Here is a 13439-nt window from a genome sequence, read left to right as displayed (position 1 = left end):
AGAAATACAACTTGTACTTAAAGAAAAATTTAAATAAAGGGAGAGATTCAGAATGGCAGAAAATACATTAAACCTAATTAAAGGCGGCAGTTTTTTAACAGAGGATCTGGAAGCAAATCGTGTATTCACTCCGGAAGATTTCACTGATGAACAAAAAATGATTGCTAAAACAACAGAAGACTATGTTCACAATGAAGTACTACCTGTTGTGGAAAATCTAGAAAATCATGAATTTGAACATTCCGTGCGTTTATTAAAGCAAGCTGGCGAATTAGGCTTGTTGGCAGCCGATGTACCAGAAGAATATGAAGGCCTTGGTCTTGATAAGATTTCATCTGCGTTAATTGCAGAAAAAATGGCACGAGTAGGCGGCTTCTCAATTACACATGGTGCACATGTAGGAATTGGTTCACTGCCAATCGTATTATTCGGCAATGAGGACCAAAAGCAAAAATACTTGCCAAAACTAGCTTCTGGCGCATTGATTGCTGCTTATGCATTAACAGAACCAGGATCAGGCTCTGACGCATTGGGTGCTAAAACAACTGCCAAGTTAAACGAAGAAGGAACTCATTACATTCTGAACGGTGAAAAACAATGGATTACAAACGCTGGTTTTGCTGATGTATTTGTTGTATATGCAAAAGTAGATGGCGATAAATTCTCAGCATTCATTGTTGAGCGCAACTACCCTGGCGTATCAACAGGCGCAGAAGAAAAGAAAATGGGGATCAAGTCTTCTTCAACTCGTACTCTAATTTTAGAAGATGCGAAAGTGCCTGTTGAAAACTTGCTTGGTGAAGTAGGACGCGGCCATGTGATCGCATTCAACATTTTAAATATCGGCCGTTACAAATTGGGCGTAGGTTCAATTGGTGCTTCAAAACGCGCGCTTGAATTGGCAATCGCTTATACAAACCAACGCCAACAATTTGGCACACCAATCTCTTCCTTTAACTTAACAAAAGAAAAATTATCGACAATGGCTTCAAGATTGTATGCATCAGAATCGCTAATTTACCGTACAGTTGGTTACTTTGAAGAACGCATGAGCCACTTAAGCCCTGAAGAACAAAAAGACGGCAAAAAAGTAGCTGCAGCAATCGCAGAATATGCAATCGAATGTTCAATCAATAAAGTATTTGGTTCTGAAACATTAGATTATATCGCGGATGAAGCTGTTCAATTGCATGGTGGTTATGGTTATATGCAAGAATACGAAGTAGAACGCATCTACCGTGACTCACGTATCAACCGTATCTTTGAAGGTACGAATGAGATTAACAGATTGATTGTACCAGGCACATTTGTGAAAAAAGCGATGAAAGGCGAACTACCTTTATTGCAACAAGCACAAAGCCTGCAAGCTGAATTATTGTCAATGATGCCAGAAGAAATCGGTGATGAGCCATTAGCACAAGAAAAACACCTTGTAAAAATGGCGAAGAAAATTGCCCTATTGGCTGCAGGTACAGCAGTACAACGCTTTGGTGCAAAATTAGAGCAAGAACAAGAAGTACTTGTGAATATTGCCAATATCGCGAACCAGCTATTTGCAATGGAATCTGTTGTATTACGTTCTGAAAAAGCGCTTAGCCGTGATGGATTTGATAAAGCGGCACAAAAAGTTTTGTATACAGAAATCTTCTGCCAAGAAGCATTTGCTGAAATTGAAAAAGAAGCAAAAGAAACTATTTTGGCATCAGTCGAAGGTGATGAATCACGCATGCTATTATCTGCATTGCGCAAATTAACTCGCTATACACCTTACAACCTGATTTCTAAAAAACGCCATGCATCTGTTAAATTAATCTCAGCTGAAAAATATACAGTCTAATCATAAGTAAATAAACCTTTGGAATCCGGTCATACTAATCATGTGGCCGGATTCCTTGCGTATAAATAAGTGTCGCTCTACAATAGTAGGAGTATTTGTAGAGGAAAGAAGGAATGTTTATGCCAATCAATTTAATACAATATCCTAATTGTACAACCTGCAAAAAAGCGAAAGCTTGGCTGCTGAATCACAATATTCCATTTACGGAGCGTCACATTGTTGAAAGTACGCCTTCTGCGGAAGAAATTAAATCGTTTTGGAAGCTTAGTGGCTTGCCGCTGAAAAAGTTCTTTAACACCTCTGGGAAGAAATATCGTGAACTTGAGCTGAAAGATCGACTAAAGGATATGAGCGAGGAAGACCAGCTTGCATTGCTTGCGTCAGACGGTATGCTTCTAAAGAGACCTATCGTTACAGATGGTCAAAAAATCACCTTAGGTTTTAAAGAAGAAGATTTTGAAAATACATGGAAGTAGCTTATAGAATTGCTTGTTTTTAGATAAGGATTATGTCAAAATTAATATGAATATAAATACATATTTGGAGGGGTAGAAATGAGTAATATTCCAGCAAGTTTGCGTTATTCAGAAGAGCATGAATGGGTGAAAACAGAAGACGGTAAAGTACGCATCGGCATTACAGAGTTCGCACAATCTGAACTTGGCGATATCGTATTCGTAGAACTTCCAGAAGTAGGCGACGAAATCGTAGCAGACGAACCATTTGGTAGTGTTGAATCTGTTAAAACAGTTTCAGAATTATACGCGCCAATCTCAGGTAAAGTAGTTGAAATCAATGGAGAGTTAGAAGACAGCCCTGAATTCGTTAACGAATCACCATATGAAAAAGCATGGATGGTTGTTGTAGAACCTTCAGATTCATCTCAAATCGATGCGCTATTATCTGCTGAACAATACGGCGAATTAATCGAAGAATAATCTTATTCAAGCGCCTCACTATTCTGTGTTGGCGCTTTTTATATCAACTGAGAGTATCGTCTGACTATCCAATGAGGAGGTGCGGGCATTGCCTGATAAAGTGCTTATAGTAGAGGGAAGGCAGGATAAGCTTCAAATAGCACCTCTATTGACAGAAAGCATTCCAATTATATGCACCAATGGAACGATTAGCGCAAGCAAGCTAGAAGAGTTGCTAACCCCTTACGAACAATATGATTTATACACATTATTCGATGAAGATTACTCAGGCGACCGCTTGCGGGCACTGATGAAAAAAGAGTATCCAGAGGCATATCATTTGCGTACACTCTCCTTATATAGACAGGTAGAAACGACTCCAAGAAAATATTTGGCAAGGGTCTTATTAGCAGCAGATTTCGAAATTGACCCTGCTTATTTTATAGAATAGGGATGATCCAATCGATGCAAGAATGGTCAATTGAAGAATGGGAAAACACGAAAAAAAGCGGCCAATTGTGCGCTTTTTATCTCTATACGCCCATGTGTGGTACATGCATGGTTGCCTCTAAAATGATGGAGGTCATCCAACAAACATTCCCACAAATCCCAATGGGTAAAATCAATTTGAATTATGCTGAAGAACTGGCATATGAATATCAGGTGGAAAGTGTTCCTTGCCTGTTAATCGCTGAAGATGGCGAAGTGCATGACAAAATATACGCTTTTCAGTCTGTGTCATATTTGTTTGAAAAGTTTCAAAAAAAGGATTGACGAACAAAATTCAGCATGGTAAAGTAACTAGCATAACCTAATTAAATATTGCGTTGCTCTTATTAAGAGAGGTGGAGGGAAGTGCCCTATGAAGCCCGGCAACCGTCACAGTTTGTGATATGGTGCCAATTCACACAAAGTGTAAACTTTGGAAGATGAGAGAACGGTTTTCGTATAAATACAATACGTAAGGCCTTTCTGTTTATCTTTAACAGAAAGGCCTTATTTTTTTTGATGAAAGGGGTTTGGCTATGATTCTCTTAAAGAATGTACTAAAAAAATATAAAACAGCAAGTGGATCCCTTACAGCTGTCCAAGATGCCAATTTGACGATCAGAAAAGGTGAAATATTTGGAATTATCGGTTACAGCGGTGCTGGTAAGAGTACAATGATTCGTTTATTAAACGGGTTGGAAAAACCGACTTCAGGCACCGTACAAGTGAGCGGGTACGATATATCCACCATTAAGGGAAAAGAACTGAGACAGGCAAGACAGAAGATCAGCATGATATTCCAGCATTTCAACCTGCTATGGTCGCGGACTGTGGAAGAAAATATCGCCTTCCCTCTTGAAATAGCGGGCGTTGGAAAAGAGGCACGCCAAAAGCGAGTAAGCGAATTAGTTGAAATGGTTGGCTTAAAGGGAAGAGAGAAAGCCTATCCAGCCCAATTGTCAGGTGGGCAAAAACAGCGCGTAGGAATTGCAAGGGCATTAGCCAATAATCCAGAAGTGTTGCTTTGTGACGAAGCAACCTCAGCGCTCGATCCGGAAACAACAGATGCTATCCTAGATTTGCTTTTAGACATTAATGAAAAGCTGGGCATTACAGTTGTGCTTATCACACACGAAATGCATGTTATACGCAAAATCTGTCATCGAGTGGCCGTGATGGAGGCTGGGCAAATCGTTGAGCAAGGCAATGTTCTAGAGGTGTTCCAATCGCCAAAAGCAGAAATTACAAAAAAATTCGTTTCTCAGGTAACAGAATCAGCAGAACATAAAGAATCGATTTCGCAAATGTTGGATGATCCAAACAGCCAATTAATTCAGCTGACATTTGTCGGCAAGAAAGCTGAGCAGCCAGTGATTTCGCATTTGATTCGCACATTCGATGTGGATGTAAATATTGTGCACGGAAATATTTCCGCTACCAAAAGCGGTCCATACGGCACACTGATCGTTCGCATTGCAGGCAATGAAGAAAATATAAATAAAGCCATTCAATACTTAGATGGGGAAGACGTTAAATCGGAGGTGATCCAACATGCTAACTAAGTTATTTCCAAATGTGGATTGGCTAGCAATGTGGGAAGCAACACAGGAAACTATTTATATGACAGTAGTCTCAACTGTGTTCACCTTTGTCATAGGGCTTCTATTAGGGATTATCCTATTTTTGAGCAGTCCGAATCAATTATGGGCAAATAAGCTAGTCAATTGGCTGACAGGATCAGTCGTGAATATTTTCCGCTCTATTCCATTTATTATTCTGGTGATCCTCCTTATCCCGTTTACTAAAATGCTATTGGGAACGCTTCGGGGAGCGAATGCAGCATTGCCGGCATTAATTATCGGCGCTGCTCCATTCTATGCAAGACTGGTATTGATTTCTTTCCGGGAGATTGATAAAGGGGTCATTGAGGCAGTCCGATCTATGGGCGCTAAAACAAGTACATTAATCTGGAAGGTCTTAATCCCAGAATCATGGCCAGCTTTGATATCTGGTATTACAGTGACAGCTGTAGCATTAGTCGGTTATACAGCAATGGCGGGCATCATTGGAGCAGGTGGCCTTGGCGACTTAGCCTTTTTAGATGGCTTCCAACGTAGCCGTACAGACGTCGTATTCGTTGCCACGGTGTTTATATTAATCATCGTGTTTGTTATCCAAATAGTGGGTGACTTTATTACAGCAAGACTTGATAAACGATAATTTGGTTGAACCGTTCAGACGTTCACATAAAACGAAAGGGAGTTATGAAAAATGAAGAAACTTGTAGCAGGAATTCTTACCGCATCATTGGCACTTAGCCTAGCAGCATGCGGAAACAAAGACAAAGCAGGATCAGACAAAGAATTGGTAGTGGGTGCATCTAATACGCCTCATGCCATCATTTTGGAAAAAGCGAAGCCAATTCTTAAAAAAGAAGGCATTGATTTGAAGATTGAAAAATATCAAGATTATGTGTTGCCAAACAAAGATTTAGATAATGGTGATCTTGATGCTAACTACTTCCAACACATTCCGTATCTTGAAGAGCAAATGAAAGATAATAACTATGATTTTGCGATTGCCGGCAAGATTCACATCGAACCAATCGGCGTCTATTCACAAAAATATAAATCACTTGATAAGTTGCCAGATGGAGCGACTATTCTAATTTCCAACTCTGTGACTGACCAAGGTCGTACACTTCAATTGCTTCAAGCAAACAAGTTGATTACGCTTAAAAAAGGTGTAGATCCTACTAAAGCAGTCATTAAAGATATTGATGAAAATCCGAAACACTTAAAAATCGATGGCGGCACTGCACCTGAAATGCTAGTGCAAATGTACAAAAACGGAGAAGGCGATGCAGTTGTCATCAACTCTAATTTCGCTATTGATGCTGGTTTAGTCCCAACAAAAGACGCTATTGCTATTGAAAGCTCTGATTCACCATATGTAAACGTAGTAGCAGTGAAGAAGAAAAATAAAGACAACAAAGCAGTGAAAAAACTAGTAGATGCCCTGCATTCAAAAGAAATCCAAGACTTCATTACGAAAGAATGGAAAGGGTCAGTTGTACCGGTTTCTAAATAAAACAAAAAGGTGTAAGCATTTAATGCTTACACCTTTTTTATAATTTAAATTGCGACAGCCGTGAGAATAGTTGGCATACAAAGTCTAAAAAGATTTTTTCAGAAGGGGCCAGGTCACGATTGCGTGGATAGATAACCCCAACATTTCGTGTGAATGGCGGATTGGTGAGCGTCAACTTAGCTGTACGACGAGGTGTAGCATCGTAAAATGCACTTTCCGGTAGTAGGCTTACGCCGATTCCTGCGGCAACCAAGCCCTTTAAAGCATCTAAATCTTCACCCATCGTTGTGATATGTGGTGTAAAACCGACGGATTTGCAAGCTTCTACAGCAACCTGATGTAGTATGTAATCTCTCGGAAACACAACAAAAGGATCTTTATGAAGGTCGGCCAATTGGATTTCCTTTTTATTTGCCAGGCGATGGTTTTCAGGGACCAAAGCGGCGATGTTTTCAGTAAAAAGTATTTTTGTATCAATCAATTCTTCGTTTGCTGGAACAGGCCCTAAGAAAGCTAAGTTTAATTCGCGATCCTTTACAGCCTGGATCAGATAGCGATAAGACCCTTGGCGTAATTGAAAGGAAACCGTCGGATGTTCTTTCTTGAAGGCTGATATGATGGTGGGCAGCAAAAAACTAGCCAGGCTTGTAGGGAAGCCGATTTTAATCGTTCCTTCTTCAGGGTTCAAGTATTCTTCAATCTGTTTTTGTGCAAAGTCGATGGCTTTCAATGATTCCAGTGTGTGTTCATAAAATACTTTGCCTATAGGCGTAAGCTTCACATTTCGACCAATGCGTTCAAATAGTTTAACACCTAGTTCATCCTCTAAATTGGCGATTTGCCTGCTGACTGCTGATTGTGCCACTTGCAGTCTTTCAGCAGCAATCGAAATATGCTCTCTTTCTGCTACAGCGACAAAATATCGTAATTGGCGTAATTCCAAACCGACACTCACTCCTTTCTATCTAATTTTTCGATTAATTCTAATTGAATTATATATGTTTTGGATGTTTTTTAAAATGGAAAGCCAGTTTCCCATAAAAAAAGAACACATTGCCTTAATAGTGAATCATGAATCTGGGTAGAATAGGGCGAGGTGATTCTATGAAAGCGAAAGATCTTATTTTGATTGTTTTAAAAGAAATGCGTGTCAGAATGGGAGAGGATATGTGGATGAAACTAGAATAGTAAAGGGGTTAACACAGTTTTCATAGTGAAATCAATTCTCAATTAGAATCCTTCTATTGAAAATCATTTGATTTTCATTTAAGCTGATAGATAGTGAGCCCAAAATGTTTTGAAATAATGTATACCAACTATCTTTGATTAGGATGAGAAACATTTTCAAATGATTTGCAAAGGGCTTTTTTTTGAGATAAAATTAGAATGATATTAAATTAGAAATGACAGCAAACATTTCATTGAAAATAAATGGGGGTAATACAATGTCAACTTTAGTCATTAAAGATCTTCACGTCGAAATTGAAGGCAAAGAGATTTTAAAGGGTGTTAATTTATCACTCAATACAAACGAAGTACATGCAATCATGGGTCCAAACGGTACAGGTAAATCTACATTAGCTTCTGCTATTATGGGCCATCCAAAATATGAAGTAACATCTGGTTCTATTACTTTAGATGGCGAAGATGTACTAGCTATGGAAGTAGACGAACGCGCAAAAGCAGGTCTATTCCTAGCAATGCAATATCCTTCAGAAATCAGCGGTGTTACTAACGCAGACTTTATGCGTTCTGCAATCAACGCAAAACGCGGCGAAGGCAACGAAATTTCACTTATGAAATTCATCCGCGAATTAGATGAAAAAATGGACTACCTAGAAATGCCTGAAGAAATGGGCCAACGTTACTTAAATGAAGGATTCTCTGGCGGTGAGAAAAAACGTAATGAAATTCTTCAATTAATGATGTTAAAACCTAAATTCGGTATCTTAGATGAAATCGACTCTGGTTTAGATATCGATGCATTAAAAGTTGTATCTAAAGGAATCAATGCAATGCGCGGCGAAGGTTTCGGTTGCTTAATGATTACCCACTATCAACGCCTATTAAACTACATCACACCTGATCATGTACACGTAATGATGCAAGGTCGCGTAGTTAAATCTGGTGGCGAAGAGTTAGCTCAAAGACTAGAAGCTGAAGGCTATGACTGGGTTAAACAAGAATTAGGAATCGAAGACGAAGAAGAAACTACAGGACAAGAAGCATAAGAGGGAGGATGAGCCAACATGACGGTTGAAACAAAATTAACAGTAACCGCCGAAGATGTACGCTCTTTCTCTGAAGCCCAAAGCGAACCTAGCTGGTTGACTGAGCTTCGTGAACGTGCACTAGCGGATGTAGAGAACTTGCCAATGGCAAAACCAGATAAAACAAATATCGAAAAATGGAACTTCACTGAATTTCCATCACTTTTAGTGGAGAGCGCTCCATTTGCTTCTTTGGAAGATTTGCCAGCAGAAGTAAAGGCAATCGTAGACATTGAAGGTCAACAAAACATTTATATTCAACGCAATAACACGCCAGCTTTCTTACAATTATCAGAAGATCTAGCAGCTCAAGGCGTTATTCTTACAGATATCCATACAGCAGCACGCGAACATAGCGAGCTTGTACAAAAGTACTTCATGACTGAAGGCGTAGAAGTGAATCAGCACAAACTGACATCTTTGCACGCAGCTTTAGTTAATGGCGGTGTGTTTGTCTATGTACCAAAGAATGTGGTAGTAGAAGAACCAATCCAAGCCATTTTCCTTCATGACAATGAAGATGCTTCATTATTCAACCATGTATTGGTTGTAGCAGAAGCAAACAGCTCTGTCACTTATGTGGAAAACTATCTTTCTACTATGGAAGAAGCAAAAGGACAAGCTAACATTATCTCAGAGGTAATCGTAAACGATAATGCAAAAGTTACGTATGGCGCTGTAGATGTGCTTGCAAAAGGTTTGACAACTTACGTGAACCGCCGAGGCATTTTACATCGTGATGCGACAATTGATTGGGCACTTGGCTTGATGAATGACAGCGATACGATTTCTGAAAACATCACATACCTAAAAGGTGATGGTTCACATGCAGATGCTAAATCAGTGGTTGTAGGTCGCGGCGAACAAAGCCAAAACTTTACTACAGAAGTAAGACATTGGGGTAAAGCATCTAACGGTTATATTTTGACTCATGCTGTAATGAAAGATGCGGCTCGTGCTATTTTCAACGGTATCGGCAAAATCGAGCATGGTGCAACAAAAGCGGATGCAGAACAAGAATCACGCGTTCTTATGTTAAGCAAAGATGCTCGAGGCGACGCTAATCCAATCCTATTGATTGAGGAAGATGATGTAACTGCTGGACACGCAGCTTCAGTTGGCCGCGTTGACCCAGTTCAGTTGTACTACCTAATGAGCCGAGGCATTTCAAAAACAGAAGCAGAACGTTTAGTAATTCATGGATTCTTAGCCCCTGTCGTTAACAAATTGCCAATCGAAGGCGTTAAAAAACAATTGACGGAGGTCATTGAAAGGAAAGTTCGCTAATGATTAATGAAGATATTCGAAGCTATTTTCCAGTATTAAACCAAGAAGTAAATGGTCATCCTCTAGTCTATTTAGATAGTGCTGCTACAACTCAAAAGCCAATTCAAGTGCTTGAGGCTGTGAAGCGCTACTATGAATACGAAAACTCAAACGTCCACCGTGGCGTTCATACATTGGGCAATCGTGCAACAGACTCCTATGAAGGAGCGCGTGAGAAAGTCCGCAAATTTATCAATGCTAAGTCAACGGAAGAAATCATCTTTACGCGTGGTACTACTGAAAGCTTAAATATGATTGCAGCAAGTTATGGCCGCGAAAATGTAGGTGAGGGCGATGAAATTGTCATCACCTACATGGAGCACCACTCCAACTTGATTCCTTGGCAACAGCTTGCTAAAGAAAAAAATGCAACACTTAAATACGTCGAGTTGAATCCTGATGGTACTATTTCAATGGATACAGTCAAAGAAGCAATTACAGATCGTACTAAAATCGTTGCGATGTCTTCAGCATCTAATGTACTGGGCACAATCAACCCGATCAAAGAAATCACAGCTGTTGCTCATTCACATGGCGCAGTTATGGTGGTAGATGGGGCACAAGGTGTACCTCATTTTAAAACAGATGTACAAGACTTAGATTGTGATTTTCTAGCATTCTCCGGCCATAAAATGTGCGGCCCAACTGGTATTGGTGTATTATATGGTAAAAAAGAGCACCTAGAAAACATGACGCCAATATCCTTCGGGGGCGAAATGATCAGCACAGTTGATTTGTATGAATCTACATGGGCAGACCTTCCTTGGAAATTTGAAGGCGGCACACCAAACATCGCCGGTGCGATTGGACTTGGTGCTGCGATTGATTTCCTTGAAGAAATCGGCATGGACAGAATCGTGGAACATGAACGTAGATTAACTCAATATGCATTTGAACAAATGGCAAAGATTGAGGGCATTTCAATTTATGGTCCAACAGATCCTGCAAAACGTTCAGGGCTGATAACATTCAACCTAGAAGGCGTACACCCACATGATTTAGCGACAGCGCTAGATATGGAAGGCATTGCAGTACGTGCTGGCCATCACTGTGCACAACCATTGATGAGATGGCTCTCCTGTGCAGCAACAGCCCGTGCAAGCTTCTATATTTATAATAATGAAGAGGATATTGACCGACTTGTTGAAGGGTTGCGTAATGCAAAGGAGTATTTTGCTGATGTCAATGAATAAACTTGATCAACTTTATCGTTCTGTCATTATGGATCACTATAAAAAGCCACGCAACAAAGGCGTGATCGATGACTCAAACATTTCTATCGATATGAATAACCCTACATGTGGTGACCGTATCCATTTGTCACTACAAGTTGAAGATAACATCGTAAAAGATGCGAAATTTGACGGAGAAGGCTGTTCAATTTCAATGTCTTCCGCTTCCATGATGACACAAACTATCATCGGGAAAACAACGGAAGAAGCAGTAGAACTAGCACATGTCTTCTCTGAAATGATGCTTGGCCATGAGCATGACGAATCATTGGACCTTGGCGATGTAGAAGCACTATCCGGTGTCTCTCAATTCCCAGCTCGAATCAAATGCGCAACACTTTCTTGGAAAGCGATGGAAAAGGGTATTAAAGAATTAGAATCATAATTCCATTTGGGAAGCGGAAGATGACGACTCCAACGGAAAATGCTTGAACTGAAAGCCCCGCAGGAACGTAGTGATGAGGAGATTGAAGTCAAGCCCGTGGAAAGCGTCGTCTGAAGCGGAACATTTACACTACATCTAAAAGTAACTTGCAGTGCAAGTTAGGGATAATAAGAGGAGGAGAAATAATGGCTAAACAAATGCCTGAAATTGGCGATTACGAGTACGGCTTCCATGACAAAGACGTATCCATTTTCCGTACAGAACGTGGGCTAACTCCTGAAATCGTAAAAGAGATCTCAAAAATGAAAGATGAGCCAGAGTGGATGCTTGACTTCCGCTTGAAATCATTAGACATTTTCTATTCAAAACCAATGCCTCAATGGGGCGGCGACTTATCCGGTTTAAACTTCGATGAAATTACGTACTACGTAAAACCATCTGAAGCAACTCAGAAATCATGGGATGAAGTACCTGCTGAAATCAAAGCAACATTTGATAAACTAGGTATCCCTGAAGCAGAGCAAAAATATCTTGCCGGTGTATCTGCACAATACGAATCAGAAGTGGTATACCACAACATGAAAGAAGAGCTTGAAAATTTAGGCGTTGTCTTCAAAGATACAGACTCAGCTCTTCGTGAAAACGAAGATCTTTTCAAAGAATACTTCGGTAAAGCAATCCCGCCAAATGACAACAAGTTTGCAGCATTGAATTCAGCTGTATGGTCAGGTGGTTCATTCATCTATGTACCAAAAGGCGTTGAACTTGAAACACCACTTCAAGCTTATTTCCGTATCAACTCTGAAAACATGGGTCAATTCGAGCGTACTTTAATCATCGTGGATGAAGGCGCAAGCGTGCACTATGTAGAAGGATGTACAGCACCTGTTTATACAACAAGTTCATTGCACAGTGCGGTTGTAGAAATCTTCATCAAAAAAGATGCATACTGCCGTTATACAACAATCCAAAACTGGGCAAACAACGTGTACAACTTGGTAACAAAACGTGCAACATGTGAAGAAAATGCAACAATGGAATGGATCGATGGTAATATCGGTTCTAAACTTACAATGAAATACCCAGCATGTATCCTAAAAGGCGAAGGCGCACGTGGTATGACTTTATCTATTGCGATTGCTGGACGCGGCCAAAACCAAGATACAGGCGCTAAAATGATTCACTTAGCACCAAACACATCATCAACAATTGTTTCTAAATCCATCTCAAAACACGGTGGTAACGTAACATACCGTGGACAAGTAAAATTCGGTAAACGCGCAACAAATGCTCGTGCCAATATCGAATGTGATACATTGATTATGGACAACGAATCAACTTCAGATACAATTCCTTACAATGAAGTGATGAATGATCAAATCGCTCTAGAACACGAAGCGAAAGTATCAAAAGTATCAGAAGAACAATTATTCTACTTGATGAGCCGTGGTGTTTCTGAACAAGAAGCAACAGAAATGATCGTAATGGGCTTCATCGAACCATTCACAAAAGAACTTCCAATGGAATATGCGGTTGAAATGAACCGTCTAATCAAATTCGAAATGGAAGGTTCTATCGGTTAACAAAAATAAATAGGAGTGTATCAATAATTTAAGCGGCCTTCATATAGTCTGATACCGTTTATTCTTAAGATACTCTCATCAGGAATCCGTATACTTTTTGTACGGATTCTTTTTTTCATGAAGAGATAAGTACATAACCAGGCTCTCTTTGTTTTGGGAGATTAAGTTGTTCTAAATGACAATAAAAGAAATGATATTAGTGAATACTCGTACAGTTTAACAAAAGTTATTTCCTTATAAAAAAATTCTGATATATTAGTAATATATCCTGTTGAAAATAATGTATAATATCAAATGAGAAACAAGCGTG

General features: G+C 39.8%; 14 protein-coding genes and 1 riboswitch. Of the genes, 13 read left to right on the top strand and 1 reads right to left on the bottom strand.

Translation table 11 applies throughout. From position 1 onward, the window contains the following. Nucleotides 1-52 precede the first annotated feature (52 nt). The 8 genes from M2M59_RS11770 (at nt 53) to M2M59_RS11735 (ending at nt 6333) form a co-directional block, all read left to right on the top strand. Complete coding sequence (locus tag M2M59_RS11770; RefSeq protein ID WP_066789291.1) at nt 53-1837, top strand: acyl-CoA dehydrogenase FadE; 1785 nt, start codon at nt 53-55, stop codon at nt 1835-1837. Nucleotides 1838-1956: 119 nt separating this feature from the next. Then, nucleotides 1957-2313: an arsenate reductase family protein gene (locus M2M59_RS11765; protein ID WP_066789288.1), complete on the top strand. Its 357-nt coding sequence runs from the start codon at nt 1957-1959 to the stop codon at nt 2311-2313. A gap of 78 nt (nt 2314-2391) precedes the next feature. After that, nucleotides 2392-2775: a glycine cleavage system protein GcvH gene (gene gcvH, locus M2M59_RS11760; protein ID WP_066789285.1), complete on the top strand. Its 384-nt coding sequence runs from the start codon at nt 2392-2394 to the stop codon at nt 2773-2775. An 88-nt stretch (nt 2776-2863) separates the two neighbouring features. Continuing rightward, nucleotides 2864-3205: a toprim domain-containing protein gene (locus M2M59_RS11755; RefSeq protein WP_066789282.1), complete on the top strand. Its 342-nt coding sequence runs from the start codon at nt 2864-2866 to the stop codon at nt 3203-3205. 14 nt (nt 3206-3219) lie between these two features. Next, nucleotides 3220-3528 carry a thioredoxin family protein gene (locus tag M2M59_RS11750; protein WP_147196375.1) on the top strand — a complete coding sequence of 103 codons (309 nt, stop codon included), beginning with the start codon at nt 3220-3222 and terminating at the stop codon, nt 3526-3528. A gap of 56 nt (nt 3529-3584) precedes the next feature. Further along, nucleotides 3585-3690: riboswitch (SAM riboswitch) on the top strand. 89 nt (nt 3691-3779) lie between these two features. Further along, nucleotides 3780-4805, top strand: a complete 1026-nt coding sequence (locus M2M59_RS11745; RefSeq protein WP_249774652.1) for a methionine ABC transporter ATP-binding protein — start codon at nt 3780-3782, stop codon at nt 4803-4805. Then, entirely contained in the window at nt 4795-5463 is a 669-nt protein-coding gene (locus tag M2M59_RS11740) for a methionine ABC transporter permease (RefSeq protein WP_249774651.1), read from the top strand. Before M2M59_RS11745 ends, M2M59_RS11740 begins: the two co-directional genes overlap by 11 nt. Before the next feature lie 51 nt (nt 5464-5514). Beyond that, nucleotides 5515-6333, top strand: coding sequence for a MetQ/NlpA family ABC transporter substrate-binding protein (locus M2M59_RS11735; RefSeq protein ID WP_249774650.1), 819 nt, complete (start codon nt 5515-5517; stop codon nt 6331-6333). 37 nt (nt 6334-6370) lie between these two features. Here M2M59_RS11735 and M2M59_RS11730 read toward each other — a convergent pair whose 3' ends face one another. Then, nucleotides 6371-7276: a glutamate biosynthesis transcriptional regulator GltC gene (locus M2M59_RS11730; protein WP_249774649.1), complete on the bottom strand. Its 906-nt coding sequence runs from the start codon at nt 7274-7276 to the stop codon at nt 6371-6373. A 502-nt stretch (nt 7277-7778) separates the two neighbouring features. Here M2M59_RS11730 and sufC point away from each other — a divergent pair. The 5 genes from sufC to sufB all read left to right on the top strand — a co-directional run bounded on the left by sufC (nt 7779) and on the right by sufB (nt 13129). Then, the gene (sufC, locus tag M2M59_RS11725) at nt 7779-8564 is read left to right on the top strand and encodes a Fe-S cluster assembly ATPase SufC (RefSeq protein ID WP_147196385.1); all 786 of its coding nucleotides are present in this window, start codon (nt 7779-7781) and stop codon (nt 8562-8564) included. A gap of 18 nt (nt 8565-8582) precedes the next feature. Then, a complete protein-coding gene (gene sufD / locus M2M59_RS11720; protein ID WP_147196387.1) occupies nt 8583-9890 on the top strand; it encodes a Fe-S cluster assembly protein SufD in 1308 nt (435 codons plus the stop codon). Further along, the gene (locus M2M59_RS11715; protein WP_147196389.1) at nt 9890-11122 is read left to right on the top strand and encodes an aminotransferase class V-fold PLP-dependent enzyme; all 1233 of its coding nucleotides are present in this window, start codon (nt 9890-9892) and stop codon (nt 11120-11122) included. Before sufD ends, M2M59_RS11715 begins: the two co-directional genes overlap by 1 nt. Further along, a complete protein-coding gene (gene sufU / locus M2M59_RS11710) occupies nt 11109-11546 on the top strand; it encodes a Fe-S cluster assembly sulfur transfer protein SufU (protein ID WP_173668481.1) in 438 nt (145 codons plus the stop codon). The genes M2M59_RS11715 and sufU overlap by 14 nt, the downstream gene beginning before the upstream one ends. A 185-nt stretch (nt 11547-11731) precedes the next feature. Then, the gene (gene sufB, locus M2M59_RS11705) at nt 11732-13129 is read left to right on the top strand and encodes a Fe-S cluster assembly protein SufB (RefSeq protein ID WP_147196391.1); all 1398 of its coding nucleotides are present in this window, start codon (nt 11732-11734) and stop codon (nt 13127-13129) included. The last annotated feature ends 310 nt before the right edge of the window (nt 13130-13439 follow it).

Source organism: Rummeliibacillus sp. G93 (assembly GCF_023515935.1).
Classification (GTDB): domain Bacteria; phylum Bacillota; class Bacilli; order Bacillales_A; family Planococcaceae; genus Rummeliibacillus; species Rummeliibacillus stabekisii.
The sequence above is the reverse complement of the archived record's forward strand: the minus strand, read 5'-3'. Positions and strand labels throughout refer to the sequence as shown.

What these genes read in the sequence shown, in the direction of transcription:
- M2M59_RS11770 (WP_066789291.1), top strand. Translation starts at nt 53, where the DNA reads ATGGCAGAAAATACATTAAACCTAATTAAAGGCGGCAGTTTTTTAACA.
- M2M59_RS11765 (WP_066789288.1), top strand. Translation starts at nt 1,957, where the DNA reads ATGCCAATCAATTTAATACAATATCCTAATTGTACAACCTGCAAAAAA.
- gcvH (WP_066789285.1), top strand. Translation starts at nt 2,392, where the DNA reads ATGAGTAATATTCCAGCAAGTTTGCGTTATTCAGAAGAGCATGAATGG.
- M2M59_RS11750 (WP_147196375.1), top strand. Translation starts at nt 3,220, where the DNA reads ATGCAAGAATGGTCAATTGAAGAATGGGAAAACACGAAAAAAAGCGGC.
- M2M59_RS11745 (WP_249774652.1), top strand. Translation starts at nt 3,780, where the DNA reads ATGATTCTCTTAAAGAATGTACTAAAAAAATATAAAACAGCAAGTGGA.
- M2M59_RS11740 (WP_249774651.1), top strand. Translation starts at nt 4,795, where the DNA reads ATGCTAACTAAGTTATTTCCAAATGTGGATTGGCTAGCAATGTGGGAA.
- M2M59_RS11735 (WP_249774650.1), top strand. Translation starts at nt 5,515, where the DNA reads ATGAAGAAACTTGTAGCAGGAATTCTTACCGCATCATTGGCACTTAGC.
- sufC (WP_147196385.1), top strand. Translation starts at nt 7,779, where the DNA reads ATGTCAACTTTAGTCATTAAAGATCTTCACGTCGAAATTGAAGGCAAA.
- sufD (WP_147196387.1), top strand. Translation starts at nt 8,583, where the DNA reads ATGACGGTTGAAACAAAATTAACAGTAACCGCCGAAGATGTACGCTCT.
- M2M59_RS11715 (WP_147196389.1), top strand. Translation starts at nt 9,890, where the DNA reads ATGATTAATGAAGATATTCGAAGCTATTTTCCAGTATTAAACCAAGAA.
- sufU (WP_173668481.1), top strand. Translation starts at nt 11,109, where the DNA reads ATGTCAATGAATAAACTTGATCAACTTTATCGTTCTGTCATTATGGAT.
- sufB (WP_147196391.1), top strand. Translation starts at nt 11,732, where the DNA reads ATGGCTAAACAAATGCCTGAAATTGGCGATTACGAGTACGGCTTCCAT.